Origin of the sequence: Streptomyces sp. NPDC050743 (genome assembly GCF_044456925.1) — a bacterium.
Classification (GTDB): Bacteria; Actinomycetota; Actinomycetes; order Streptomycetales; family Streptomycetaceae; genus Streptomyces.
In genome coordinates this window covers 186164-211487 of the sequence record NZ_JBITGJ010000007.1, presented here as the reverse complement: position 1 = coordinate 211487, position 25324 = coordinate 186164, and the positions used below count along the sequence as shown (strand labels likewise).

The following is a 25324-nucleotide window of genomic DNA, read 5'->3' as shown; positions in this document are numbered from 1 at the left end:
GAGTCCGGGCACTACCGCGAAGGGGCGCCGAAACCGACCGGCGCCCCTTTGTCACGCGTAAGCGGAAACGTCCTTCACCACGGCGAACCCGAGCCCATACGCACTCATCCCCCGCCCGTACGCACCCAAGTGCACCCCCGCCGCAGTGGTACCGGCGAGCACCCACCCGAACTCCGACTCCCGGTAATAGAAAGAGGCCGCGACCCCGTCCACCGGAAGAGAGAGCCAACTCCACTCCGGCCCCTCGAGATCGTCGGCCAGAGCCCACGCCGTCTCCGTCTGCTGCTCCAGCCAGTCGTCCCGCAGACTGTGGTCCATCTGCCCGGGCCAGGTGAACGACAGCAGCCCCACCCCGGCCAGCCACGCCGCCGAGGACACCGACGTGGCCTCCAGCAGCCCGGTACCGTCGGCGCTCCTGCGGGACGGCTGGGCGGCGACGGTGACGACCACCGCGAACTTCTCCCGCAGCTCACCGGCGGAGCCGGCCTCGCCCCGTACGGTGGGCTCGTCGCCGTGCCCGATCGAACCGTGCTCGACGGCACCGTCGGCCGCCGTACCCACCTGCATCAGCCAGCGCGGCCCGGTGAACGCCTCGTCCAGGCCGTACCACGGGAAGGGTGCCTGCAGATAACCGTCGACCGTACGCCGGGCGAAGGGGAGCTGCTGTCCATCCTCCGCGGCCGGCGCGTGCGCGCCCACCCGACTCGTCGTCTCCATCTGCCCGGACGCCTCCTCGCTCTCGTCGGACCGGGATGGCCCGCCCCCCTTCGGGCGTACTCGCCGGTCCGCACAACAACTCGGCAGCATATCCACACCGATGAGAGCCTCAGGGCAGGCGCTGGATGCGTGGGTCGTGCGAACGACCTGTTCAGGCCGTGTGCGACGGGTGCGGGCTATGAAACGCGTCACGTGCGCCACATACGCACGCGTGCGCGTGTCGGCGCCGGGGTGTGCGACTAGGTGGCGTCCGCGTCGAAGGGCGGCCGCTCGTCCTTGCCGGGCTCCTCCGGCTTCTTCGTCATGTCGATACGCCCGGAGGAGGCCGAACCCGAGGAAGACGCGGACGACGAGGAGGACGCTTCGGTCTCCCGACCGTGGACGGCGTCCGTGACCTCGGCCATCTCCTTCTTCAGGTCGAACCCGTTGCGGATCTCCTTCAGGCCCAGCTCGTCGTTGTCCAGCTGCTTACGGAGGAACGTCTTCGGGTTGAGGTCCTCGAACTCGAAGTCCTTGAACTCCGGACCCAGTTCCTCGCGGATGTCCTGCTTGGCGCTCTCCGAGAACTCGCGGATCTTCCGGATCGTGCGCATGACGTCCTGGATGACCTTCGGGAGCTTGTCGGGACCGAAGACGAGCACGGCGAGCACGATGATCGTCACCAGCTCCAGTGGTCCTATGTCATTGAACACCTGACGCTCCTTGCGATGTCCTCGGTCGCTCAACGGTACCCGGCGTTCCTGTCCGACCGGTACCGTCCCGAGGTGAGACTTCTGTCAGTTCTGCGCTGCCGCGCCCAGTCGGAGCGGGACCTCCCGGTCCGTGCCGGCGCGCCGGACCGTCAGCCGCAGCCGGTCACCGGGCCGGTGGGCGCGGATCTTGACGATCAGCTCCTCGGCCGTGTGCACGCGCTGCCCGTCGACCTCGGTGATGACGTCCCCCGCCTTGAGACCGGCTCGTTCACCGGGGCCGCCCCGCGTCACGGCGGGGCCGCCGTTCGCACTCTTGCCGTCGATACGGGCGCCGTCGCCGGTGTACGCCATGTCGAGCGTGACGCCGATCACCGGGTGGGTCGCGTGGCCGTCGTTGATCAGTTCCTCGGCGACGCGTTTGGCCTGGTTCACGGGGATGGCGAAGCCGAGACCGATGGAGCCGGCCTGTTCGCTGTCCGAGTCGGAGCCGCCGTCGGCGGAACGGATGGCGGAGTTGATGCCGATGACCTGGGCCCGCGAGTCGAGCAGCGGCCCGCCGGAGTTGCCCGGATTGATGGGGGCGTCGGTCTGCAGCGCGTCGACGTACGAGACGTCGCTCCCGTCGCCCTTCTCCCCGCCGGCCGTGATGGGCCGCTCCTTGGCGCTGATGATGCCGGAGGTGACGGTGCCCGCGAGGTCGAAGGGGGCGCCGATGGCGACGACGGGGTCACCGACCCGGACGTCGTCGGAGTTGCCGAGGGGCAGTGGCGTGAGTCCGTGCACACCGTGGACCTGGACGACGGCGAGGTCGTAGCCGCTGTCGCGGCCGACCACCTTGGCCTTGACGGTGTCGCCACTGCTGAACGTCACGGATATCTCACCGCCTGATCCGGCGGGCGCGACGACGTGGTTGTTGGTGAGGATGTGCCCCCTGGTGTCGAGCACGAAGCCGGTGCCGGTGTCGCTCTGCTCGGTCCCGGTGACGTGCAGGGTGACGACACTGGGCAGCGCGCGGGCGGCTATCCCGGCCACGCTGTCCGGCGCCCGCCCGACGGGCACGTGCCCGGCCTGCGGCAGGCGTACGTCGTCCCCGAGTCCCTCCTGCTCAACCCAGGCACCGGCCACCCCGCCGATCGCCGCGGAGACGAGGGCGACCGCAAGGGTCCACCCGGCCAACAGCCGCCTCCCCCGCCGCTTCCGCTGCCCCTCCGTCAACACCCCGACACCGGTCTGCTGCAACGCCCCCTGCCCGGACACCTGCTCCTTGGGCGACCCAGCGGCCCAGGGGTCATAACGCGGCCCCGCCGCCACCGCCGAGGAGGCCGGCGGTGCCGGGGGGCCTGCGGGGGCCGCGACGCCGGGGGCTGGAACGGCGGGGGCGGGGGCTGCGGGGGTTGTGGGGGCGGGAATGCCGGGGGCTGGAACGCCGGGGGCGGGGGCTGCGGGGGCTGGGACGCCAGAGGCGGGAACGCCAGCGGCCGGGGAGCCGGGGGCGGGAACGCCAGGGGCCGGAGCGCCGGGAGCGGGAACACCGAGGGCCGGAGCGCCGGGAGCGGGAACACCGGGAGCGGCGGACGCAGGGGTCGGAGCGCCAGCGGCCGGGGAGCCGGGAGCGGGAACACCGGGGGCGGCGGCCGCAGGGGTCGGAGCGCCAGGGGCCGGGGCGCCGGGGGCGGGAACACCAGCGGCTGAGGCGCCGGGGGCGGGAACGCCGGGAGCAGCGGCCGTAGGGGCCGGAACGCCAGCGGCCGGAATGCCAGGGCCGGGCGCGCCCGAGTCTGGGACGCCGGGCGTGGGCGCACCGGGAGCCGGGATGGCGGTGGTGGTGCCGGGCACGGGTACGCCGGTTGCGGGGCTGTGCGGTCCTGGCGTGGATGCGCCCGGTACGGCGACCGGTGCAGACGGCCCGGGTGCGGGCGTGGGAACCCCCGGTGCAGAGGCGGGCACGGGCGTTCCGTGGGACGCGGTGACCGCCGGGTGCTGTACGGGCGGTGCGGGCGCCCAGGGGCCCGGCTCGCCGTACGGCGGGGTGCTGTAGGGGTCCGGGTCGTGCAGCGGCTTGGGCCGCTCGGTGGGAGCCGCCCAGGCGTTGTCCCCGGGCTCGGGCGACACGCCGTCCGCGGTAGCCCCGTCCGCCCCGGCACCGCCCGTCACCCCGGACACCGGCTTGGCCAGCTCGAAGTCCCCGGCGTCCGCCACCCCCGTCTGCTCCCCCTCGGGGATCCGCGCGGTCTCCGGGCGTGCCAACTCGAAGTCGGTCGGCTCAAGCCGCATCTGCTCGGCATCGGTTCGGGTGGTCGGTGGCGCCCCCGCCGTTCCCTCCGGGTCGTCCTCCGGTGGGACACGGTTCCCCTCGTTCATGCTCTCCCCACGGCTGGACGCGGCCGCCGCCGAAGCGTGCGGGCGCGGAACGTCGACTACGCCCCCGGGTCATCGCCGCGGGAACGGCCCGCACAGATTCAACCAGGTTCGCCGGCCGTGGCGCAGGGGCCGGTCAGGGGGTCTGGCGGGGTGTGGAGGGGGACGGTGTGGGAGCGGGGACGGGGGCGGACGGCAGGCCGGAGCCGGTCACTGCGGGAACCCCGGACCAGGCGGTGAGCGGATAGACCACGGTGTCGTCGAGCGGACGTATCAGTGGGGAGACCGCGGCCGCACCGGCCATCACCGGCGCGGTCAGGCCGCGCATGACGCCGTCGCCCTGGATCCTGCCGGTGCCGGGGGTCGGCAGTCCGGGTACCAGCGGCGCGGCCATCGAGGTCGGGACGGCCGGCGTCGGTCCGAGCTGGGTGCCGCCCTGGGCGAGCAGCGGTCCCACCGAGCGGCGCCGCTGCGTGTCGGGCGTGGCCGACCCGGCGCCCCCGCCGGTGCCCGCCGAGCGCGCCGGGATCACATTGCTGCCGGTGCCGGTGCCGCCGCGGGGGTCCGCGGTGGTGTCACCGGGGATGGCGGTGGTCACACCGCCGAGGGCGACCGCGGCCAGCGACACCGCGCCGGCGGCGGCGAACGCGAACCGCAGACCGCGCGAGGCGAAGCGGCCGTCGTCCGGGCGGCCGACGGGATGGATGCGGAAGCCGCGCTCCTCGGCGGACGGGAGCGGGCCGTCCGGATGCGCGGGGCCGTGCGGGCGGGCGGGGACGTATCCGAACGTGAAGCGCTCGCCGCGCCTCACTCCGAAGACACCGAAGACGCCGGAGGCTCCCGCCGGCCCGGTGGTCTCGTCGTCACCGGGGCCGCGGCCGAAGAGTCCTCCCCCCGGCGGCGACATGCCGTCACCGTCCGGGTCACCTCCTGCGGGCAGGCCCTGGAGGCGGGCCAGGAGGCTCGCCGAGGGAGGCGGCGGCGCCGCCTCCGCGAACACGTTCTTCAGTCGGCGCTGGGCGTCCGCCTCCGCCTTGCACCGGGCGCAGGTGGCCAGGTGGGCGAGGACCCGCTCACGCGACTCATGACCGAGCTCTCCGTCCACCAGGGCGGAGAGCCGGTCTCCAAGGTGCTGCTCTGCGAGGTGTGCCTCCGCAGGTTTGGGCCGGGTTCCACTCACGCGGTCGCGCCCCCTCCCCCCAGAGCGGGGACACGGGCCACGAAGGAGCGCCGCTCGGCCGCGCGCGCCTCCGGGGACCGGTGCGCGAGGGCCTTGCGGAGCTGGGAGCGGCCACGGTGGATACGGGAGCGGACGGTGCCGAGCTTCACGCCGAGGGTCGCGGCGATCTCCTCGTAGGACAGTCCCTCGATGTCGCACAGGACGACGGCGGCGCGGAACTCGGGCGCGAGGGTGTCCAGGGCCTGCTGGACGTCGGCGTCGAAGTGCGCGTCGTTGAAGAGCTGCTGCGGGTTGGGCTCGCGGCTGGCCAGGCGCTCGGCCGCGTCCTCGCCGAGGGCGTCGAAGCGGATGCGCTGCTTGCGCCGGACCATGTCCAGGAACAGGTTGGTGGTGATGCGGTGCAGCCAGCCCTCGAAGGTGCCCGGCGAGTACGTCGACAGGGAGCGGAAGACGCGGACGAAGACCTCCTGGGTGAGGTCCTCGGCGTCGTGCTGATTGCCCGTCAGGCGGTAGGCCAGCCGGTAGACCCGGCCGCTGTGCGTGCTGACGATCTCCTCCCACGTGGGCGGAGTCCACGCCTGCCCGTCCGCGTCGGTGGAGAAGGTCGCGGTCTGGGCCTCGCCTGCGGCGAAACCGGCGTGGTGGTCAGCAGCGGTGTCGGTCACGGATTTCGGCCTGCCCGCCGACCCGAGGAAGCGCCGCAGCACTCCACCCCGGTCTCCGGGCGCAGCCGCACCTCCCCTGTCAGCTCTGGTGGTGTCCAGTGGAGCCCCTACCATAGCCACCTCGCCCGTTAGCTCCCCATAAGCGGTTTTACGAGAATTTGATCTGGGCTGATACGGCTCATACGGCTGCGTCAGCAGTTGCTCGGCGTCCCGATCCACGTCCTGCACCCCCGTCTTACCCCCCGTCGCGTCCCGGCCACCGTCTCAACCCTTTAAACGCCCGGTCCCATCTGCGGGTTCCCGGCGCCAACGGATACAGTCACGCCCAGGCAACCACGGGGACAGGAGAGGGTCATTACCGGCAACCGGCAGACGAGCTGGGCGTTCGCCGACGCCTTTGTCGCCGAGGACGACGCGCTGCGGTGGGCCCGCGACCGGGCCCGCGAGGCAGGGCTGCGCTCGGTGTCGCCCGGCGCCGGCGCCGCGCTGCGACTGCTCGCCGCCTCCGTGGACGCGAAGGCGGTCGCGGAGATCGGCACGGGCTGCGGGGTGTCCGGAATCCATCTGCTGCACGGCATGCGCCCGGACGGGGTGCTCACCACGGTCGATCCGGAGCCGGAGCACCAGCAGTTCGCCCGGCAGGCCTTCCGCGCCTGCGGATTCGCCAGCAACCGGGCCCGCTTCATCCCCGGCCGCGCGCTCGACGTGCTGCCCCGGCTCGCGGACGCCGGCTACGACCTCGTCTTCTGCGACGGCGACCGGCTGGAGTACCTGGACTACCTCGCTGAATCGTTGCGCCTGCTGCGACCGGGCGGGCTGGTGGTGTTCGAGGGCGTCTTCGCCAACGGCCGTACGGTGGACTCCGGACCGCAGCCCACGGAGGTGCTGCGGTTGCGGGAGCTGCTGCGCGCGGTGCGCGAGAGCCAGGAACTGGTCCCGTCGCTGCTGCCGGTGGGCGACGGCCTGCTGTGTGCCGTCAAGAGGTGAACGACCCGCTGCGCGGGTCCAAAAGCGCGACTGCCCCGGCACCGCGTACGATGCCGGGGCAGTCCGAAGGACAGGATCGCTGGGACGTCAGACGACGACCTTCTTGAGGGCGTCGCCGAGCGCCTCGGCCTCGTCAGGGGTCAGCTCGACGACGAGTCGACCGCCGCCTTCGAGCGGAACGCGCATGACGATGCCCCGCCCCTCCTTGGTCACCTCGAGCGGGCCATCACCCGTCCGCGGCTTCATGGCCGCCATGCTCGTTCCCCTTCCTGAAACCAGCTCATCGTCTGCCGAGAGCCCTGGGAGGGCATCCGCGACTCCGAAACGGACACGCGACACCGGCATCGAACACATTGCTTCCCAGCCATTATCCCGCATCGCAGGACCCGATGACCAACATCAGTCGGCATCGCTTGGGCAACGCGCGCGAGCAAAACCACCCAATTCGGCGATGTGGCTGCGATACTGCACCGCCGCACGGACATCCGCCGGCCGGCTCCGCTGTTGTTTTCTTTGATGCAGGTCACATGTCCGGTCCGGCCCTTGGGCGGCGATCTCCGCCATGCTGTGCTTCATACACGGACGTACTGAGCGGTACGTCACCCGCTAACCGGAGGGGATGCGCCATGGCCGACACCGTGCTCTACGAGGTCAGCGACGGACTCGCGACGATCACGCTGAACCGCCCCGAGGCGATGAACGCGCTGAACATCGCGACCAAGGTCGCCCTCCGGGAGGCGGCGGAATCCGCGGCCGGGGACACGGCCGTACGGGCGATCCTGCTGACCGCGGCCGGGGACCGGGCGTTCTGCGTCGGCCAGGACCTCAAGGAGCACATCGGGCTGCTCGCGGCGGACCGTGAGACCGGGTCCGGGCAGACGATGAGCACGGTCAAGGAGCACTACAACCCGATCGTGCGGGCCCTCGCCGGGGCGCCCAAGCCGGTGGTCGCCGCGGTGAACGGCGTGGCGGCCGGGGCCGGCTTCGGCTTCGCGCTCGCCGCGGACTACCGGGTCGTCGCCGACACGGCCGCCTTCAACACCTCCTTCGCGGGCGTCGCCCTGACCGCCGACTCCGGGATCTCCTGGACCCTGCCCCGGGTGGTCGGCCCGGGCCGCGCCGCCGACCTGCTGCTCTTCCCGCGCAGCATCAGCGCCCAGGACGCGCTGGAGCTGGGCATCGCCAACCGGGTCGTCCCCGCGGCCGAGCTGCGCGCCGAGGCCGAGAAGACGGCACGGGCACTGGCCGAGGGCCCGACGGTGGCGTACGCGGCCATCAAGGAGGCGGTGTCCTACGGCCTCACGCACTCCCTCGCCGAGACCTTGGAGAAGGAGGACGAACTGCAGACCCGCGCCGGCCAGTCCGAGGACCACGCAATCGCCGTGCAGGCGTTCGTGAACAAGGAGAAGCCGAAGTACCTGGGCCGCTGAGGCCGGAGCACCATAGCGATCGGTGACCGGCCTGCCCCGGCGGCGCCGCGTCGCCTTCGCAACCGGGCCTGCCGGCTACCGACAGGCCCGAGCGTCGACCGGCGGCAGGGACCGCGGACCCGGTGACGACTGGCGGACCAGGCGGCCCCGGCGCGCGGTGCACAGGGCCTCCGCACAGGCAAGCGGTCGGACGGGGCGGCCTGGCATGCGATGAGCCGGGCCTCCACACCCACCGGACGGCGACGAACAGCGGCAGACCGGCGGCAGCGACAGCGGACCCGGCGGCGGACGGCGGACCAGGCACGCCTGCCATCGCGGCGCACAGGGCCTCCGCGCCGGCCAGACGGTCGGACAAGGCGGCAGACGCGGCGGCCGGGCGTGCGATGAGCCGGGCCTCCACACCCACCGGACGGCGACGAACGGCGGCAGGGACCGCGGGCCCGGTGACGACTGGCGGACCAGGCGGCCCCGGCGCGCGGTGCACCGGGCCTCCGCGCAGGCAAGCGGTCGGACGCGGCGGCCTGGCGTGCGATGAGCCGGGCCTCCACACCCACCGGACGGCGACGAACGGCGGCAGCGGACCCGGCGGCCCCGGCGCGCGATGTGCAGGCCGGTCGGGGCAGGGCGGGGCTAGCGGGCGATGAGGAGGGCCTCCGCGCCCACCGGGCGGTAGCCCGCCGCCTGGAAGGCGCGGACGCTGCGGGCGTTGCCGGCGGCCTGTTGCGACCAGACCCAGTGGCCCGGGGGCACGAGGTGCCGGGCGGCCGTGGCCAGGGCCCGGCCCAGCCCCCGGTGCCGTACGTCCTCGTCCACCTCCACGGCCGTCTCCCAGCGGCCCGCCACACCCCGGCCGAGGACGAGCACTCCCCCGTCCATCGCCCAGACGCGCACGTCGTCCCGGCGCTTGCGGGCGCTGTGCACGCGCGGATGGTCCGGGTCGGTGAGTTCACGCAGGTCCACCGGGGGGTCGCCAGGCAGGGAGCTCGCCACGGTGAGCAGATCGACACAGTCCGTCGTACGGCCCGTGCGGGCCAGGAACGCGGTCAGGAAGCGGGGGTTCATCGCCGCCGCCAGCTCGTCGCAGTCGAGGGACGCGAGCGTGCTGCGCACCCACCGCGGGTCCTCGTCGGTGAACACCACGGAGTGCGCGGTGAACGCGATCACTCCGGCGTCGCGGCGGCTGGGCTGCGGCACCACGGTCGTACCGCCGTCGGGTGCCGGGAAGCGGCCCCGCGCCGCCGCGTCCAGGATGCCGGCCAGGGTCCGGGCCATGGCGGTCAGGCGCCCGCTCCTCTCGCCACGCACGCCTCCAGGTGGTCGTCGACCAGGCCGCACGCCTGCATCAACGCGTACGCCGTCGTCGGGCCGACGAATCTGAGGCCCCGTTTCTTCAGCGTCTTCGACAGGGCCGTGGACTCCGGGGTCACGGCCGGTACGTCGGCGAGGGTCCTCGGGGCCGGGCGGCCGACCGGGTCGGGGGCGTGGGACCAGATCAGCTCGTCCAGCTCGCCTTCCGCCCAGTCGGCGAGCACGCGCGCGTTGGCGAGCGTGGCGTCGATCTTGGCGCGGTTGCGGATGATCCCCTCGTCCACCAGCAGGCGCTCGCGGTCCTCGTCGGTGAACGCGGCGACCTTCTCGATGCGGAAGCCGGAGAACGCCGCGCGGAAACCCTCGCGGCGGCGCAGGATCGTGATCCAGGACAGGCCCGACTGGAAGGCCTCCAGGCTGATCCGCTCGAAGAGGGCGTCGTCGCCGTGCACCGGGCGGCCCCACTCCTCGTCGTGGTACGACACATAGTCGTCGGTGGACAGTGCCCAGGGGCAGCGCAGGGCGCCGTCGGGCCCGATCAGGGCGGCGCCGTCGCTCATCGCCGGTCCTCCGGGTGATCGGGCTTCTCCATGCGGACGTGTGCCGCCGCGGCTCTGGCGCCGGCCAGCGCCGACTCCAGGTCGGCGATCCGAGCGTCCCGCTCGGCGAGTTCGGCGCCGAGCCGGCCGAGGGCGTCGTCGACGTCCGCCATGCGGTAGCCGCGCGGGGCGACCGGGAAGCGCAGGCTGTCCACGTCGGCGCGGCTCACCGGGCGGTCCGGGGGCAGCGGGTCCTGCAGCCGCTCCGGTGCCACCTCGGGCAGCGGGCCGCTCCCGCCGCCGCCCACCACGCCGAGCGTCACCGCCGCGACCACGACGGCCAGCGCGACGACCAGGAACAAGAACATCACCATCGCCAGGGGTCCCCACGGTCCGTGCCGGCCGTGTGCCGGACGCTGAAACTGTCTGGGTCCGATCGTGCCATGCGAGTCTGACAGTTAGGGTCGCAGGCGGCCGTACTGCGGAACGTACTAGGAGAGGTCACAGCGGATGCTCAGGCTGGGCAGGCGGGAATTCGGGCCCCATGAGCCGGTGATCATGGCGATCGTGAACCGGACTCCGGACTCCTTCTACGACCAAGGGGCGACGTTCCGTGACGAGCCGGCCCTCGCGCGCGTGGAGCAGGCGGTGGCCGAGGGTGCCGCGATCGTCGACATCGGCGGGGTGAAGGCCGGGCCGGGCGAGGAGGTCACGGCCGAGGAGGAGGCGCGGCGGACGGTCGGCTTCGTGGCGGAGGTACGGCGGCGTTTCCCGGACGTGATCATCAGCGTGGACACCTGGCGGGCCGAGGTCGGCGAGGCGGTGTGCGAGGCGGGGGCGGATCTGCTGAACGACGCGTGGGGTGGCGTCGACCCGGGGCTCGCGGAGGTCGCGGCGCGGTACGGGGTGGGGCTGGTGTGCACGCACGCGGGCGGTGTGCAGCCGCGTACGCGTCCGCACCGGGTGACGTACGACGACGTGATGGCCGACATCCTCGACGTCACCGTGGGTCTGGCCGAGCGGGCGGTGTCGCTCGGGGTGCCGCGTGAGTCGGTGCTGATCGATCCCGGGCACGACTTCGGGAAGAACACGCGGCACAGTCTGGAGGCGACGCGGCGGCTGGACGAGATGGTCGCCACGGGGTGGCCGGTGCTGGTGTCGCTGTCCAACAAGGACTTCGTCGGAGAGGCGCTGGACCGGCCGGTGAAGGAGCGGTTGATCGGTACATTGGCGACGACCGCGGTGTCCGCGTGGCTCGGCGCCCAGGTGTACCGGGTCCACGAGGTCGCCGAGACCCGGCAGGTACTGGACATGGTGGCGTCCATCGCCGGACACCGGGTCCCCGCGGTGGCTCGCCGGGGCCTGGCCTGACCGACCAGGGGGCCCGTCCCGCGGCCCCGCTCGCGGGAAGGTCCGGGGCGGAGCCCCCGGTGGCCGTGCCCTAGCGGCCCGCCTCCTTCGACACCAGTGCCACCGCTTCCTCCACCTCGTCCGTGACGTGGAACAGCAGCAGGTCCTTCTCCGCGGCCTTGCCCTGGGCGACCAGGGTGTTCTTCAGCCAGGAGACCAGGCCGCCCCAGTACTCGCTGCCGAAGAGGACGATCGGGAAGCGGGTGACCTTCTGGGTCTGGACGAGGGTCAGCGCCTCGAAGAGTTCGTCGAGGGTGCCGAGGCCGCCGGGCAGGACCACGAAACCCTGCGCGTACTTCACGAACATCATCTTGCGGACGAAGAAGTAGCGGAAGTTCAGGCCGATGTCGACATAGGGATTCAGGCCCTGCTCGAAGGGCAGCTCGATGCCGAGGCCGACCGAGACGCCGCCCGCCTCGCACGCACCCCTGTTGGCCGCCTCCATCGCGCCCGGGCCGCCGCCCGTGATCACGGCCCAGCCCGCCTCCACCAGGCCCCGGCCGAGCCGCACCCCGGCGTCGTACTCGGGCGAGTCCACCGGTGTACGCGCCGAGCCGAACACGCTGATGGCGGGCGGGAGTTCGGCCAGCGTGCCGAAGCCCTCGATGAACTCCGACTGGATGCGCAGCACGCGCCAGGGGTCGGTGTGGACCCAGTCCGAGGGGCCGCCGGCGTCCAGCAGGCGCTGGTCCGTCGTGCTCGCCGTCACCTGTCCTCGTCGGCGGAGGACCGGTCCCAGACGCTGCTCGTCCGGCGGGATCTTCTTCCCCTCGGGGTTGCCGGTAGGCATGTGCGCTCCCTCCGCTCGGGGGTGGTTCCACCTCAGCGTAGATCCACGCCGGTTACCGAGGGGGGACAAGCGTATGTCCGGCACGCGTGCGCCGTACGGGCGTCTTACGGCGTTCTACGCGGTGAGCCAGGCGCGCAGGCGTTCCTCGCCCGCCAGGATCTTCGCCGTCTCCACCCGCTCGTCGCGCTTGTGGGCCAAGTGCGGGTTGCCGGGGCCGTAGTTGACGGCCGGGACGCCGAGCGCGGAGAAACGGGAGACGTCCGTCCAGCCGTACTTGGGGCGCGGGGTGCCGCCCACCGCCTCGATGAAGGCCGCGGCGGCCGGGTGGGAGAGGCCGGGCAGCGCGCCGCCGCTGTGGTCGTCGACCACGAACTCCTCCACTCCGCAGTCCGCGAACACCTCGCGGACGTGCGCGACCGCCTCTTCCTCCGTGCGGTCGGGGGCGTAGCGGAAGTTGACCGTCACCACGCACTCGTCGGGGATGACGTTTCCGGCGACCCCGCCGCTGATGCCGACCGCGTTCAGGCCCTCGCGGTACTCCAGGCCGTCGATGACCGGGTAGCGCGGCTCGTAGGACGCCAGGCGGGCCAGGATGGGGGCGGCGGCGTGGATGGCGTTGGAGCCCATCCAGGAGCGCGCCGAGTGGGCCCGCTCGCCCGTGGTCTTCAGCAGCATGCGCAAGGTGCCCTGGCAGCCGCCCTCGACCTCGCCGTCGGAGGGCTCCAGCAGGACCGCGAAGTCGCCCTCCAGCCACTCGGGGTGGGCCATGGCCACGTGCCTGAGGCCGTTGAGCTCGGCGGCGACCTCCTCGTTGTCGTAGAAGACGAACGTCAGATCGCGGTTGGGGGCGGGGACGGTTGCCGCGATGCGCAGCTGCACCGCGACGCCCGACTTCATGTCGCAGGTGCCGCAGCCCCACAGCACGCCGTCCTCGTCCAGGCGTGAGGGCACGTTGTCCGCGATCGGGACCGTGTCGATGTGGCCGGCCAGGATCACGCGCTCGGCGCGGCCCAGGTTCGTGCGGGCGACCACGTTGTTGCCGTAGCGGTCGACCGTCAGGTGCGGCAGGGCGCGCAGGGCGGTCTCGATCACGTCCGCGAGCGGCTTCTCGGTGCCGCTCTCGGAGGGGAAGTCCACGAGCTGCGCGGTGAGCGCGGCGGCGTCGAGCGTGAGGTCAAGCGAGGTGTCGGCCATGGCGTCGACCCTAGCGCGCCGCTCACCGGGACCGGTGGTAAGCGCTGTCCGGTAACCCCAGGTGAGGGCCCGTCGGGCCTCCAGTACCTTGTACGCGTGTCAGAGCCGTCCCCCACCCGTCCCAAGCGTCGCGGCCGCCTCCTGCGTTTCGGTGCGGCCCTGTTGGTCCTGTGCGGCGTCGCCGCGTACCTCGTGGTGCAGTACGTCACCGGAGGCGGCGGAGCGCGCGGCTGCGAGGTGGTCTCGGCCGACGGCGACCGGACGTCGTACGAGTTCACGCCGGAGCAGGCGGTGAACGCGGCGACGATCGCGGCCGTCGGCACCGGGCGCGGGATGCCCGAGCGGGCCGTGACGATCGCGCTGGCGACCGCCCTGCAGGAGTCGGGGCTGCGCAACATCGAGCACGGCGACCGGGACTCGCTGGGCCTGTTCCAGCAGCGGCCCTCGCAGGGCTGGGGCACCGAGCAGCAGATCATGGACCCCGCCTACGCGGCCGGCATCTTCTACGCGCACCTGGCCAAGGTGCCCAAGTACACCGATCTGCCGCTGACCCGGGCGGCCCAGGAGGTCCAGCGCAGCGGCTACCCGGAGGCGTACGCCAAGCACGAGTCGGACGCGAAGCTGCTGGCGGCGGCGCTGACCGGGCGCGCGGCGGCCACACTGACCTGTGACGGGCGCCCGGAGACCGCGGCCTCGGCGACGGGTCCGGACGCGGTGCGGGCCGCGCTGGTACGGGACTTCGGGCGGGACGCGCTGCAGGAGACCGGTGCGGAGGTGGGCGGTACGCCCGTACCCACGCCCTCCCCCTCGCCGAGCGTGACCGCGACCGCGCAGGGGCGGACCGTGACCGTGCCGGTGCCGCAGGGCACGAAGGTGGACGCGATCGGGCGCGGCGAGCGGCAGCGGGGCTGGCAGCTGGCGCAGTGGGCCGTGGCCAACTCCTCGGCGCTGCACATCGAGCGGGTGTCGTACGCGGGGCGGGAGTGGGCCGCGGGGATCGACGGCGGGCAGTGGAGGACGGCCGCTTCGGGCGGGACCGGCCGCGCGGGGGCGTCCATGGACGTCGTCCGGATCGTGACCGGACAGTAGTACGGAAGATCACTCCGGTGGGTTGTGCCGCGCCGGTTCGGGCGGCGGTTCGCAGGGGACGCGCACCGTCTCCGGAATCCCTTGGAAATCAACGGCGGTAAGGATTCTGCGGAATTTCGGGCAGACGTTCTTTGCCCATTTTTATCCACACCTGATAATGCGATGCGTTATCCATTCTTTACCTGGCGCGTCCGCAACCTTCGCGGGCTTCGAGCGGTAGTCACGGCGTCCGGGCCACGACACGGACCCGGACACACACCGTTCTCTCCCGTCGAATGGAGCATCATGTCCCTCCCTCTGACCCGCCGGATCGCCCGTGCCGCGCTGCTCGTCGCAGCGGGAGCGGCAGCCGGGGTCGGTGCGGCCGGCTCCGCCGGTGCGGCCACGAACCTGCCGGCGGCGGCCCCGAACCTGGGCGGCCTGAGCGCCCTGGACACGGCACACGCCGGCCACACCGTCGAGGGTGCCGCGCAGAACGTCGCCTCCCTCGCGGGCCACGCGGGCGGCAAGGCGGTCGGGCAGACGGTGCCGGCCGCGGGCAAGACCACGGGCGGTGCCGTGAAGAAGGCGACGCCGGTGGCGCAGAAGGCCGCTGGTGACACCGCCGGGGCGGCGGGGAAGGTCCTCGGGGGTGCCACGTCCAACGTGACGAAGGGCGGGGTGCCCAACCTGCCGGTGCAGGGGCTGCCGCTGGGTGGCTGAACGCCGCTTTGACCGCTGACGGGGTCCAGGGAGTTTCCCTGGACCCCGTTCGCCTTTGTGGCCACCGCAGGCCGGTGGGCTCTACGCCGTCAGGCGGGACACCGCTGCCCGGACCCGTTCGTCCGTCGCCGTCAGGGCCACTCGCACGAACTTCTCGCCCGCCTCGCCGTAGAAGTCGCCCGGGGCGACGAGGATGCCCAGGTCGGCCAGGTGGGCGACCGTCCGCCAGCAGGACTCGTCCCTCGTGGCCCACAGGTAGAGGCTGGCCTCGCTGTGTTCGATGCGGAAGCCGTGGCCCAGCAGAGCCGCCCGGAGGGCGTCGCGGCGGGCCGCGTAGCGCTCACGCTGCTCGTGGACGTGGGCGTCGTCGCCGAGGGCCGCCACGACCGCCGCCTGAGTCGGTGCGGAGGTCATCATGCCGCCGTGCTTGCGGATCTCCAGCAGCGGGCCCAGGACGGCCGGGTCGCCGGCGACGAAGGCCGCGCGGTAACCGGCGAGGTTGGAGCGCTTGGAGAGCGAGTGGACGGCCACGATGCCGTCGTAGGAGCCGCCGTTGACGTCCGGGTGCAGGACGGAGACCGGGTCGGCCTCCCAGCCCAGCTCCAGGTAGCACTCGTCGGAGAACAGCAGCACGCCGTGCTCGCGGGCCCAGGCCACGATGTCCGTCAGCTCCTGCTTCGACAGCACCTTGCCCGTCGGGTTCGACGGGGAGTTCAGCCACAGGAGCCTCAGGCCCGCCGAGTCCAGGTCGCGGGGGTCGTCGTAGACCTCGTAGTCGGCGCGGGCGAGGCGGGCGCCGACCTCGTAGGTGGGGTAGGCGAGGCGCGGGTAGGCCACCTTGTCGCCGGGGCCGAGGCCCAGCTGGGTCGGCAGCCAGGCGACCAGTTCCTTGGAGCCCACGACCGGCAGCACATGGCGGTGGGTGACCCCGCGGGCGCCCAGGCGGCGCTCCAGCCAGCCGGTGATCGCGTCGCGCAGCGCCGGGGTGCCCCAGACGGTCGGATAGCCCGGGGAGTCGGCCGCGTCGATCAGGGCCTTCTGGATCAGCTCGGGCACCGGGTCGACCGGGGTGCCCACGGAGAGGTCGACGATCCCGTCGGGGTGCGCGGCGGCCGTCTTCTTGTACGGCTCCAGCTTGTCCCAGGGGAAGGTGGGGAGCCGGTCGGAGACTGCGGACACGGGCATCAGGCTCTCTTTCGTACGGTGCGGCAAACGCCGCGGTCCCGTACGGCCGCGATCTGGGCGATCGGGCCGTACGGGACCGAGGCGGCGCGGTCGGTGCGGGCCGCTTGGCGCTTAGACGGTCACTCGCCCTGCGGCGGCAGCGCGGCGATGAAGGGGTGGTCGCGCTCGATCAGCCCCAGCTTGCTGGCACCGCCGGGAGAGCCGAGTTCGTCGAAGAACTCGACGTTCGCCTTGTAGTAGTCCTTCCACTCCTCCGGAGTGTCGTCCTCGTAGAAGATCGCCTCGACCGGGCAGACCGGCTCACAGGCACCACAGTCGACGCATTCGTCCGGGTGGATGTACAAGGACCGCTGGCCCTCGTAGATGCAGTCGACCGGGCACTCCTCGATGCACGCCTTGTCCTTGACGTCGACACAAGGCTGCGCGATGACGTAGGTCACGCTGTCGTTCCTCCTCGATAGGGCGCTGGCGGGCCTCCTCAGGCTCCGCCGCCTGGCGCGCGGGAGCGCGGCGTCGTCGATGCCCGCCCCTAGTATCTCCGTTCCGGAGCATGATCCGAACAGGAGGGGTGAACTGACCAGTGGAAATCTCGGCTGCAGGACGTCTGGAAGTCCGCATCACCCCTGCTGACGTGGGAAAACGCGTCTCTGTACGGCGGTTGAGCGAACCCGGCGCGGCGCAGGAGAAGTTCACCGACACGGTCGGTGTTCTCACATCATGGGACAGTGGCGTGCTCATGATCACACGGCGGGACGGGCGGAGCGTCCGGATCGCCGAGTCCGCGCTGGTCGCGGGCAAGGTGGTGCCGGCCGCCCCAGCGCGCCGCCGGGGGCCCGCCGCCTCGTACGAGGAGCTCGCGCGGGTCTGCTCGCGCGGCTGGCGGCCGCTGGAGACCGAGCGGCTCGGCGAGTGGGAGTTGCGGGCGTCCGGCGGGTTCACCCGGCGGGCCAACAGCGTGCTGCCACTCGGCGACCCCGGCCTGCCCCTCGACGCCGCCCTCGCCGCCGTACGACGCTGGTACGGCGAGCGTGGCCTGCCCGCCTACGTCCAGACGGCCACCGGCGCCGAGGGCACGCAGGAATTGCTGTGCGCGGAGCTGGAGCGGCGCGGCTGGGTGCGGGAGGTGACCGCCGAGGTGTGGACCGGTGCCCTGGCGCCGGTCGCGGACCGGGCGGAGGGCACCGGCGTGGTGCTGTCCCGGCGGGCGGACGAGGCGTGGCTCGCCCGGTACCAGCGCAAGGGGGTGAGCGAGGTGGCCCTGCGGGTGCTCGGCGGGGGTCCGTCGGTGTGGTTCGCGACCGTGCCGGGTGCCGAGGGCGAGCCCCCGGCGGCGATCGGGCGGTGTGTCGTGGACGGGCGGTGGGCCGGGTTCGCGGCGGTCGAGGTGGATCCCGGGCGGCGCCGGCAGGGGCTTGCCACCGAGGTGATGGCCGCGCTGGCCCGGCGGGCGCTGGACGAGGGCGCGTCGGCGGCCTGGCTTCAGGTCGAGACGAACAACGAGGGCGCCCGAGCGCTGTACGCGGCACTGGGCTTCACCCCGCACCACGCCTACCACCATTACCGGGCACCGGACGCGGCAGAGTCGAACGATCAGGACCACGAGACGAGCGCACCCACGGGCGAGGACCGGGCACTGCACACGGCAGAGCTCGACGATCAAGACCACCCGACGAGCGCACCCACGGACCGGGGCCTGGCATCGGACACGGCAGAGTCGACCGATCAAGACCATCAGACGGGCGCGCCCACAGGCCAGGACCAGGCGGCAGAGTCTGACGATCGGGACCACCAGGCGAGCACACCCACGGACCGGGGCCGGGCGGTGGATGCGGTCGGTGGTCGCGACGCGGACGCGGTGGACGGTCGGGACGCGGACGCGGTGGACGGTCGGGGCGCCGTCGGTGGTCGGGACGCGGGGATGCCGGGGCGGCGGAGTCGTGCCGGTGGGACCGTCGGGCGGCGGGGCCCGGCCGTCGGCGAGGCTGGAGGTCGCGCGCCGGAGGATTCCGGCCCGGCCGGGTCGTAGAACCCGCCGTGGAAGGGCATGAGCCTGGCATGCGCCACCCGTATCTGCCACCGCCGTACCCGCCCCCGCCGGAGCGGTCGGCGGAGTTGCGCCGCAGGTTCGCCGAGGAGGCACGGTCCGAGCGGCCTGATCTGTCGGCGCTGTGCCTGCTGATCGGCGCCGAGGGGGACGGCACGCTGGACGAGGCCGGGATCGACGCCGCCCAGCTGGAGCTGGACCGGCTCGCGGGCGAGCTGCCGTACCGGCCCGGTGGGCCGCACGCGTGGGCGGAGGCCGTACAGCGGCTGCTCGGCGCGGGCTACGACTTCCGCGGGACGCCCGGCGACTACCAGCGGCTGGAGTCCTCCCTGCTGCACGAGGTGCTGCGGCGGCGGCGCGGGCTGCCGATCCTGCTGTCGGTGGTGTGGCTGGAGGTCGCGCGGCGGGCGGGCGCCCCGGTGTACGGGGTCGCGCTGCCGGGGCACTTCGTGGTGGGCTTCGGCCCGGCCGAGGAGCAGGTGCTGGCCGATCCGTTCGACGGCGGGCGGATGCTGACCGGGACCGACGCGGAGATGCTCGTGGTGGGGGCCACGGGGGCGCCGCTGGAGCCCTCCATGCTGGAGCCCGCGACGCCGCTGGAGGTCGTCCAGCGGATCCTGAACAACATCCGCGCCTGGGCCTCGGCCCGGCCCGAGCGGTCGGACGTGGCGATGTGGGCCGTGGAGCTGGCACTGCTGGTGCCCGCGCACCCCGCTCGGCTGCGCTACGAGCGCGGGCAACTCCTCGTGCAGCGGGGGGAGTTCGCGTCGGGGGCGGAAGAGCTGGAGTACTACGCCGAGTTGATCGAGGTGGTGGACGAGTCGGCCGCGCAGAAGGTACGGCAACAGGCGCACACCGCCCGCGCGATGCTCAACTGACCCCTCAGAGCCAGCCCTTCTCCCGCGCTATCCGCACCGCCTCCGCCCTGTTGCGCACCGCCAGCTTCTGGATGGCCGTGGAGAGGTAGTTGCGGACCGTGCCCTGGGAGAGATGGAGGGTCTTGGCCAGTTCGGCGTTGGTGGAGCCGTCGGCGGCCGCGCGGAGCACCTCGCGTTCGCGCTCGGTGAGCGGGTTGGCGCCCTCGGCGAGCGCGGCGGCGGCGAGCGTGGGGTCGATGACCCGCTCACCGGAGAGCACCTTGCGGATCGCCTCGGCGAGCTGGGCGGCCGGGGCGTCCTTGACGAGGAAGGCGTCGGCGCCGGCCTCCATGGCGCTGCGCAGATAGCCGGGGCGCCCGAAGGTCGTGAGGACGACCAGCTTGACCTGCGGAAACTCCCGGTGGACCTGCGCGGCCGCCTCGATGCCGGTGCAGCCGGGCATCTCGATGTCGAGCAGCGCCACGTCCACGCCGTGCGCGCCGACGGCCGCCAGCACCTGGTCACCGCGCGCGACCTGGGCGACGACCTCGATGTCCTCCTCCAGGCCGAGCAGCGCGGCCAGGGCCTCGCGGACCATCGACTGGTCCTCGGCGAGAAGGACCTTGATCGTGCTCGTCATGCCCCGGATCCTACGTCCCTCCCGGGGGCCGAGGGGACGCGGGCGACCAGCCGGAACCCGTGCTTGATCCGGGCCGCCTCAAGGGTGCCGCCGGCCTTCTCCAGCCGCTCGGTGAGGCCGATCAGACCGTTGCCGGGTCCGCCGCCGTCGCCGCCGGAGCCGTTGTCCTCGACGGAGAGTTCGAGCATCGCGCCGTCCAGGGTCTGGCGGTGGGTGAGCTGGACGAGGCACTTGTCGGCGCCGCTGTGCCGGACCACGTTGGTGATCGCCTCGCGCAGCGCCCAGGCGAGCGCGGACTCGGACTCCTCGGGGACGCCTTCGAGGTCGGGCTCGGCCGGCACCTCGGCGATGACACCGGCGGCGGTCAGGGCGACCTGGGCGCCGGCGAGCTCGGCGGCGAGCCGGGGGCGCCGGTAGCCGGTGACGGCCTCCCGGACGTCGACCAGCGCCTGCCGGCTGACGTGCTCGATGTCGGCGACCTGCTGGGCCGCCTTGTCGGGGTGGGCGGGCAGCATCCGGCCGGCCAGCTCGCTCTTCAGCGTGATCAGGGAGAGCGAGTGGCCGAGCAGGTCGTGCAGGTCACGGGCGAGCCGCAGCCGCTCCTCGTTGGCGGCGAGCTGGGCGACCGTGGCCCGGGCCTTGCGCAACTCGACGGTCGTGCGGACGAGTTGGCCGACGCCGACCATCGCGAAGCCGATGAGCACGACGAGGACCAGGCTGTCGTCCGGCTTCTGGTCCCAGTGCCGTCCGACGAGGTACATCACCACGCCCGTCGACGGGATCGCCCAGTACGCGGCCCGGACCGGCAGGGTGGCCCCGCAGGCGACCGAGAGGTAGACGAACAGGCCGAGCCAGGCGGGGCCGAGGGTGTAGGCCAGGAGGGGGGCGAGGACGGCGAGCACCGCGAGCATCGAGACGACGACCCTCGGCGAGAAGGGCCGCCCCATGTGCCGGAAGACCAGCGACAGGTAGGTGACCACGAAGGCGGTGAGGCCGAGCGCGCCGGCCACCGTGCCGCCCGTGGTGTGCCGGCCGCCGGTCAGGTCGTGGATCGGGTAGCTGAGGAAGATCAGCCAGACCCCGATCCACAGCAGCTTGACCATCAGCTCGCGCCGGTTGCGCGGCCCCTGGCCGATCCGCACCTGGTGATCGGGCCGCTGTTCGCGGGCCTGCGGGTCTTCCGTCATCGTGCTCACGCCTTCAGCGTGTCCTTCCGGTACAGCCAGGCCGCGCCGCCCGCGAAGAGGACGAAGTAGACGGCGAGGATGGCGATGTCCGTCGCGTGCGGGGCCTGGCTCTGTTCGATCGACCGCCCCAGTGCAGCGTACGCGTGCGTGGGCAGCCACTTCGCGATGTCCTGCAGAACCTTCGGGAAGGTGGTGGACGGCATCCACAGGCCGCCGAGGATCGACAGACCGAAGTAGATGATCATCGTGATCGGGCGGACCGCGTCACCGGAGGCGACATAGCCGATGGCGACGCCGAGCGCGGCGAAGACGAGACTGCCGGCCCAGATGACCCCGGTGAGGGCGAGCCACTGCCAGGCGTCCAGGTGGACGTGCTTGATCGCGGCGGCGGCGGCGAACACCACGATGATCGACGGCAGGCTCACCACGGCGGCGCTGGCGGTCTTGGCGAGGACATAGCCGCGCCCGGGCAGCGGGGTCAGCCGCAGCTGCCGTACCCAGCCGTTCTCGCGCTCCTTGGCGATGCGCTCGCTGTTGCCCATCAGGACGGCGGTCAGCGCGCCGAAGGAGGCCATGGAGACCATCAGATACGTGGCGACGGTCAGGCCGGTGCCGTCGACCTTCTCGTTCGAGCCGGAGCTGCTGGAGAAGATCAGGAAGAGGATCGAGGGGTAGAGCACCGAGAAGAACAGGAACTTCTTGTTGCGCAGGGCACGGGTCAGTTCGAGCTTGATCAGGGCGTTCATGACTGCTTGGCCTCCTCGGCCTCCGTGATGGCGACGAAGGCCTGCTCCAGACCGAGACCGGCGACTTCGAGGTTGCGGGGGTAGACACCGAGGCCGTACAGGGCGTGCACGGTGGCGTCGGCGTCGGACGACTGGATGCGGACGGTCTGCCCGGACACGTCGATCGAGGTGAGGAACGGCAGGCCGCGCAGGGCCGCCTCGTCGATCTCGCCCTCCAGGTCGAAGGAGACCCGGCGGGCGCCCGCCTTGGCCTTGATCTCGGCGGCGGTGCCGTCGGCGAGCAGCCGGCCGCGGTGCAGCACGAGCACGCGGTCCGCGATGGCGTCCGCCTCTTCGAGGTAGTGGGTGGCGAAGAGGACGGTGCGGCCCTGGTCGGCCTGCTCGCGCATGGTGGCCCAGAAGGCCTGGCGGGCGGAGACGTCCATGCCGGTGGTCGGCTCGTCCAGGATGATCAGGTCGCTGTCGCCGGCGGTGGCGAGGGCGAAGCGGACGCGCTGGGCCTGGCCGCCGGAGAGCTTGTTGACCTTGCGGTCGGCGATCTGCGTGATGCCGGCGCGGGCCATGACGTCTGCGGCCTTGTACGGCTTCGGGTGCAGCGAGCAGCTGAGCTTGACCAGTTCCTGGACGGTGACCTCGTCCATCAGGCCGCCGCTCTGCAGCATGGCCCCGACCCGCCCGGCGACGATCGCCTCGCGCGGGGTGCCGCCGAAGAGGCTCACGGTGCCGCCGTCGGGCTGCTTGAGGCCGAGGAGCAGGTCGAGGGTGGTGGACTTGCCGGCCCCGTTCGGACCGAGGAGGGCGACGGTCTCGCCCGGGTACAGCCGGAGCGAGAGCCCGTCGACGGCCCTCACGCTCCCGTACGTCTTGCTCACCTGGTCGAAGCCGACCACCGGGGTGGTGGTGGCCGGTGCCGCAGTTGTCGTCATGGCGTCCATGCTCGCGGCGGCGGCCGGGTGCGGGGCAGTGTCGGGGGTCCTGGGTGCCGGATGACAGATGTCATGCGGATCGGGTGACGGACCTGCCGAAGGGGGCGCCCGCTCGACGGCGGACGCCCCCTTTGTCGGGCCGTGTCCCGGTCAGTTCGGGTTGGTCTGGATGACCGCGACCCGGTTCGTCTTGCTGATCAGCGCCTGGCGCAGGGCGCCATAGACGTCCTGCGGGGTGACCGGCGTCTTCTTGCCGGTGGCGCGGGTGATGAGCACGCCGTCGAAGGTCTTGCCGTAGAGCCCCTTGAGCGCGTTCAGGTCGGGGCTGTCGACGAGCTTGCCGTCCACGGCCTTCACCTTGAGGAACTTCCACAGGGAGTTCCCCGGGCTGAACGCGATGAAGTGGGCGGCGTCCGTCTTCACGGTGACGTTGCCCGACATCGCCGGCTCGGCGAACTCCTTCATCTCGCGGTCGACCTCGGCGTTCGGCACCGTCGGCTGCTTGGTCGTCGTCGGGACGGTGACCGGGGTCGCCGTGCCCGTCTCCACCAGCGTCCGGTAGGCCTGTTCGACCGCCTGGGTCGACTGCGCCGCGTCGATGGCCTTGCCCCCCTTGCCGTAGACGGCGACCGCCCGGCCCGGCTTGAAGTCGATGCCGCCCTCGACGACCGAGCCCGAGCCGCCCCCGGCCTGCTGGAGGGCGGCCTGGAGCTTCTCCTCGTCCACCGGCATCTCGGCGTCGATCACCCGATTCTGCCCGAAGAGCGAGCCGATGACGTGGACCGGGTTGTAGTCGCTGGTCGCGGCCTTGCTCACGGTGGCCTGGAAGTCGAACTGGAGACCGGCGTTCTCCGGCGTGAGGGCGACCGTCCGACCGCCGACGGAGAGCTTCAGCGGCTTGTTCACCCGGCTACCGAAGGCGTCGTCGAGCTTCTTGACGGCGTCGTCACGGGTGCCGCCGCCGATGTCCACGCCGAGGACCGTGGTGCCCTTGGGCACGTCGGTGTGGTTCATCAGCAGACCGGCGCCGTAGGCACCGCCCACGACGACGACCGCGCCGACACCGAGCAGCACCAGTTTGCTGCGGCCCTTCTTCTTCGGCTTGGCCTGCGCCTTGGGCGCGGACGCCGGCTCCGGCTTGGCCGGGGCCTGCGTGCCCGTACCGCCGGACGAGGGGCCGCCGAACGGGGAGGTGCCGGCGGCGCCGGGGACCACCGGGATGCCGCTGGTGACGGTGTGTCCGGAGACGTTGTCGGCCGGACGGTAGCCGGGCGTGCCCTCGGGGGCCGGCTTCTGCGGGGTGAGGATCGCGGTGTCGTCGCTGAGCCCGCCGCCCGGACCGAGACCGGTGGGGGCGGCACTCGGAGCGCCGGGGCGTTTGGGACCGTCGAGGTCGGCGATGTCGGCGAGCGCGCTGCGCGGGGGCTGGGCGGCCGGGCCGCCCGGGCCGTCGTAGCCACCCGTGCCGAGCGGTGCGCCCGTGCCGGACAGGCCGTCGAAGGGTTCGCCCGCCGGCGGGACGAGGGGGCCGTCGCCGGTGACCGGGCCGCTGGTGGGGCCGGCCGGGCCCTGCGGGCCGCTGGGACCGCCGGGGCCGTGCGGGCCGTTGAAGCCGCTGGGTCCGCCGGGGCCGCCCAGGCCGCCGTGTCCGTTCGTACCGGGGGTGCCGGGGAAGCCGCTCTGGCCGCTCGCGCCCGGGGTGCCGGCGAAGCCGTCGCGGCCCGCACCGGCCGTACCGGAGCCCGCCGGGCCCGTGCCGCCGAAGTCGTCCTGGCCGCCGTTCTCCGAGAAGTACGGCAGGTCGTCGCGGCGGCGTTCGCCGTCGGCGGCGCCGGGGCGGGAGCCGCTGCCCAGCGGGCCCGCGTTCAGCGCCTCGGTCACGTCGAAGGAGCCGGTGCCGCCGCCATGTCCGGGGGCGACGGGGCCGCCGGTGGCGCCGGGCAGGCCCTTGCCGCTGGTGGTGCCGGAGCGGCCCGGGACACTCATGGAGCCGACCACACCGCCGGGGCGGCCACCGGAGCGCGCGCCGGTGGTACCGGACGCGCCGGATGCTCCCGGACGGGTGCCCGACGCGCCGGGGGCGGTGGTGGAACCGCCGGGCGCTGCGGCCCCGTTCGTGCCACCGCCGCCCGGACCGGCCTTGCCGGCGGAGGACTTGCGGGGCGCGAACCAGTCGCTGGTCTTCTCCTCGGCCTGGGCCGCGGGCTCGGCGGGGGGCTCGGCGGCGGAGGCCGCCGCCTGGTCGGCCGCGGGGCGCGGATCGCGGGCGGGCGCCTCGTCCCCGGCGACGTCGGTGTCCCCGACGGGCTTGCGCACGACGACCGGCGGGATGGGCCGGGATCCGGGGATGTTGATCCGGATCCGGGTGGTCAGCGTGGTCTCGGTCTTCTTCTCCTCCGGACGCCTGGCCGAACGACCGGCGTCCGTACCGTCGTCGGAAGCCATGGGGGTCCCGTACGGCGGCGTACCGGAGGGGTATGCGGCTCCGCCGCGCCCGTTGGGCCCGGAGGACGGAGTGTCAGTTTCACGACTCAAGGCAGGTTCTCCCAGTTGGCTTCGCCGTCCGTTACGACCTCAACCAGCTCGGGCGGCTCGGCGGCGCGCACCACCATACTGGCCACTTCCGGCGTGTATCCCATGACCGCAGAGGAAACCCACACCGGACTCGCACCTGCGCA

Annotated in this window: 25 protein-coding genes and 1 pseudogene; 7 read left to right on the top strand and 19 right to left on the bottom strand. The window is 72.9% G+C overall.

The window, feature by feature from the left end:
• Nucleotides 1-51 precede the first annotated feature (51 nt).
• From ACIBJF_RS11225 to sigE, 5 genes are all read right to left on the bottom strand, one after another.
• Nucleotides 52-717, bottom strand: a complete 666-nt coding sequence (locus ACIBJF_RS11225; protein ID WP_399173420.1) for a hypothetical protein — start codon at nucleotides 715-717, stop codon at nucleotides 52-54.
• 239 nt (nucleotides 718-956) lie between these two features.
• A complete protein-coding gene (locus ACIBJF_RS11220) occupies nucleotides 957-1409 on the bottom strand; it encodes a sec-independent translocase (protein WP_399173419.1) in 453 nt (150 codons plus the stop codon).
• Between the two features lie 84 nt (nucleotides 1410-1493).
• Nucleotides 1494-3224, bottom strand: a complete 1731-nt coding sequence (locus ACIBJF_RS11215; RefSeq protein WP_399173438.1) for a trypsin-like peptidase domain-containing protein — start codon at nucleotides 3222-3224, stop codon at nucleotides 1494-1496.
• Nucleotides 3225-3903: 679 nt separating this feature from the next.
• A complete protein-coding gene (locus ACIBJF_RS11210) occupies nucleotides 3904-4947 on the bottom strand; it encodes a zf-HC2 domain-containing protein (protein WP_399173418.1) in 1044 nt (347 codons plus the stop codon).
• Complete coding sequence (sigE, locus tag ACIBJF_RS11205) at nucleotides 4944-5654, bottom strand: RNA polymerase sigma factor SigE (RefSeq protein WP_351799302.1); 711 nt, start codon at nucleotides 5652-5654, stop codon at nucleotides 4944-4946. Before sigE ends, ACIBJF_RS11210 begins: the two co-directional genes overlap by 4 nt.
• 246 nt (nucleotides 5655-5900) lie before the next feature.
• On the opposite strand from sigE, the gene ACIBJF_RS11200 reads away from it, so the two are divergent.
• Nucleotides 5901-6599: an O-methyltransferase gene (locus ACIBJF_RS11200; protein ID WP_399173437.1), complete on the top strand. Its 699-nt coding sequence runs from the start codon at nucleotides 5901-5903 to the stop codon at nucleotides 6597-6599.
• An 87-nt stretch (nucleotides 6600-6686) separates the two neighbouring features.
• Here ACIBJF_RS11200 and ACIBJF_RS11195 read toward each other — a convergent pair whose 3' ends face one another.
• Both ACIBJF_RS11195 and ACIBJF_RS11190 read right to left on the bottom strand, forming a co-directional pair.
• Nucleotides 6687-6854, bottom strand: a complete 168-nt coding sequence (locus ACIBJF_RS11195) for a DUF3117 domain-containing protein (RefSeq protein ID WP_018544333.1) — start codon at nucleotides 6852-6854, stop codon at nucleotides 6687-6689.
• Nucleotides 6855-6998: 144 nt separating this feature from the next.
• Nucleotides 6999-7163 (bottom strand): hypothetical protein, encoded by a 165-nt coding sequence (locus tag ACIBJF_RS11190; RefSeq protein ID WP_399173417.1) that lies wholly within the window; start codon nucleotides 7161-7163, stop codon nucleotides 6999-7001.
• 62 nt (nucleotides 7164-7225) lie between these two features.
• On the opposite strand from ACIBJF_RS11190, the gene ACIBJF_RS11185 reads away from it, so the two are divergent.
• Complete coding sequence (locus tag ACIBJF_RS11185; protein WP_399173416.1) at nucleotides 7226-8029, top strand: enoyl-CoA hydratase/isomerase family protein; 804 nt, start codon at nucleotides 7226-7228, stop codon at nucleotides 8027-8029.
• A 630-nt stretch (nucleotides 8030-8659) separates the two neighbouring features.
• Here the strand turns inward: ACIBJF_RS11185 and ACIBJF_RS11180 are convergent.
• Genes ACIBJF_RS11180 through ACIBJF_RS11170 form a run of 3 tightly spaced genes read right to left on the bottom strand, consistent with a single transcriptional unit; the run spans nucleotide 8660 to nucleotide 10250 of the window.
• Nucleotides 8660-9301 (bottom strand): GNAT family N-acetyltransferase, encoded by a 642-nt coding sequence (locus tag ACIBJF_RS11180; RefSeq protein WP_399173415.1) that lies wholly within the window; start codon nucleotides 9299-9301, stop codon nucleotides 8660-8662.
• A 5-nt stretch (nucleotides 9302-9306) separates the two neighbouring features.
• On the bottom strand, nucleotides 9307-9897 hold the full coding sequence (locus ACIBJF_RS11175; protein ID WP_399173414.1) for a DNA-3-methyladenine glycosylase I: 591 nt from the start codon (nucleotides 9895-9897) through the stop codon (nucleotides 9307-9309).
• Nucleotides 9894-10250 (bottom strand): DivIVA domain-containing protein, encoded by a 357-nt coding sequence (locus ACIBJF_RS11170; protein ID WP_399173413.1) that lies wholly within the window; start codon nucleotides 10248-10250, stop codon nucleotides 9894-9896. Before ACIBJF_RS11170 ends, ACIBJF_RS11175 begins: the two co-directional genes overlap by 4 nt.
• A 136-nt stretch (nucleotides 10251-10386) precedes the next feature.
• Here ACIBJF_RS11170 and folP point away from each other — a divergent pair, with 136 nt between their 5' ends.
• Complete coding sequence (folP, locus tag ACIBJF_RS11165; protein WP_399173412.1) at nucleotides 10387-11247, top strand: dihydropteroate synthase; 861 nt, start codon at nucleotides 10387-10389, stop codon at nucleotides 11245-11247.
• Between the two features lie 70 nt (nucleotides 11248-11317).
• Here the strand turns inward: folP and ACIBJF_RS11160 are convergent, their stop codons facing one another.
• Together ACIBJF_RS11160 and dapE are read right to left on the bottom strand one after the other, a co-directional pair.
• Nucleotides 11318-12076, bottom strand: a complete 759-nt coding sequence (locus ACIBJF_RS11160; RefSeq protein WP_351799286.1) for a TIGR00730 family Rossman fold protein — start codon at nucleotides 12074-12076, stop codon at nucleotides 11318-11320.
• Between the two features lie 114 nt (nucleotides 12077-12190).
• Nucleotides 12191-13270, bottom strand: coding sequence for a succinyl-diaminopimelate desuccinylase (gene dapE, locus ACIBJF_RS11155; RefSeq protein WP_399173410.1), 1080 nt, complete (start codon nucleotides 13268-13270; stop codon nucleotides 12191-12193).
• 96 nt (nucleotides 13271-13366) lie between these two features.
• Here dapE and ACIBJF_RS11150 point away from each other — a divergent pair, with 96 nt between their 5' ends.
• Nucleotides 13367-14359, top strand: coding sequence for a heavy metal transporter (locus ACIBJF_RS11150; RefSeq protein WP_399173409.1), 993 nt, complete (start codon nucleotides 13367-13369; stop codon nucleotides 14357-14359).
• A 285-nt stretch (nucleotides 14360-14644) separates the two neighbouring features.
• Nucleotides 14645-15061: an ATP-binding protein gene (locus ACIBJF_RS11145; protein ID WP_399173408.1), complete on the top strand. Its 417-nt coding sequence runs from the start codon at nucleotides 14645-14647 to the stop codon at nucleotides 15059-15061.
• Between the two features lie 81 nt (nucleotides 15062-15142).
• On the opposite strand, the gene ACIBJF_RS11140 is transcribed toward ACIBJF_RS11145, so the two are convergent.
• On the bottom strand, nucleotides 15143-16240 hold the full coding sequence (locus tag ACIBJF_RS11140; RefSeq protein ID WP_399173435.1) for a bifunctional succinyldiaminopimelate transaminase/glutamate-prephenate aminotransferase: 1098 nt from the start codon (nucleotides 16238-16240) through the stop codon (nucleotides 15143-15145).
• A 125-nt stretch (nucleotides 16241-16365) separates the two neighbouring features.
• Nucleotides 16366-16686, bottom strand: a complete 321-nt coding sequence (gene fdxA / locus ACIBJF_RS11135) for a ferredoxin (RefSeq protein ID WP_018561461.1) — start codon at nucleotides 16684-16686, stop codon at nucleotides 16366-16368.
• A gap of 140 nt (nucleotides 16687-16826) precedes the next feature.
• On the opposite strand from fdxA, the pseudogene ACIBJF_RS11130 reads away from it, so the two are divergent.
• Nucleotides 16827-17825: pseudogene (locus ACIBJF_RS11130) on the top strand (GNAT family N-acetyltransferase); the annotation flags it as partial.
• A 476-nt stretch (nucleotides 17826-18301) separates the two neighbouring features.
• Nucleotides 18302-19168 carry a tetratricopeptide repeat protein gene (locus ACIBJF_RS11125; protein WP_399173407.1) on the top strand — a complete coding sequence of 289 codons (867 nt, stop codon included), beginning with the start codon at nucleotides 18302-18304 and terminating at the stop codon, nucleotides 19166-19168.
• Between the two features lie 4 nt (nucleotides 19169-19172).
• Here ACIBJF_RS11125 and ACIBJF_RS11120 read toward each other — a convergent pair whose 3' ends face one another.
• From ACIBJF_RS11120 to ACIBJF_RS11100, 5 genes are all read right to left on the bottom strand, one after another.
• On the bottom strand, nucleotides 19173-19787 hold the full coding sequence (locus ACIBJF_RS11120) for a response regulator transcription factor (protein WP_351799271.1): 615 nt from the start codon (nucleotides 19785-19787) through the stop codon (nucleotides 19173-19175).
• Nucleotides 19784-20974, bottom strand: coding sequence for a sensor histidine kinase (locus tag ACIBJF_RS11115; RefSeq protein ID WP_399173434.1), 1191 nt, complete (start codon nucleotides 20972-20974; stop codon nucleotides 19784-19786). The genes ACIBJF_RS11120 and ACIBJF_RS11115 overlap by 4 nt, the downstream gene beginning before the upstream one ends.
• 5 nt (nucleotides 20975-20979) lie before the next feature.
• Nucleotides 20980-21720: an ABC transporter permease gene (locus ACIBJF_RS11110; protein ID WP_399173405.1), complete on the bottom strand. Its 741-nt coding sequence runs from the start codon at nucleotides 21718-21720 to the stop codon at nucleotides 20980-20982.
• On the bottom strand, nucleotides 21717-22646 hold the full coding sequence (locus ACIBJF_RS11105; protein ID WP_399173404.1) for an ABC transporter ATP-binding protein: 930 nt from the start codon (nucleotides 22644-22646) through the stop codon (nucleotides 21717-21719). Before ACIBJF_RS11105 ends, ACIBJF_RS11110 begins: the two co-directional genes overlap by 4 nt.
• A 150-nt stretch (nucleotides 22647-22796) precedes the next feature.
• The gene (locus ACIBJF_RS11100) at nucleotides 22797-25181 is read right to left on the bottom strand and encodes a hypothetical protein (RefSeq protein WP_399173403.1); all 2385 of its coding nucleotides are present in this window, start codon (nucleotides 25179-25181) and stop codon (nucleotides 22797-22799) included.
• Nucleotides 25182-25324 lie beyond the last annotated feature (143 nt).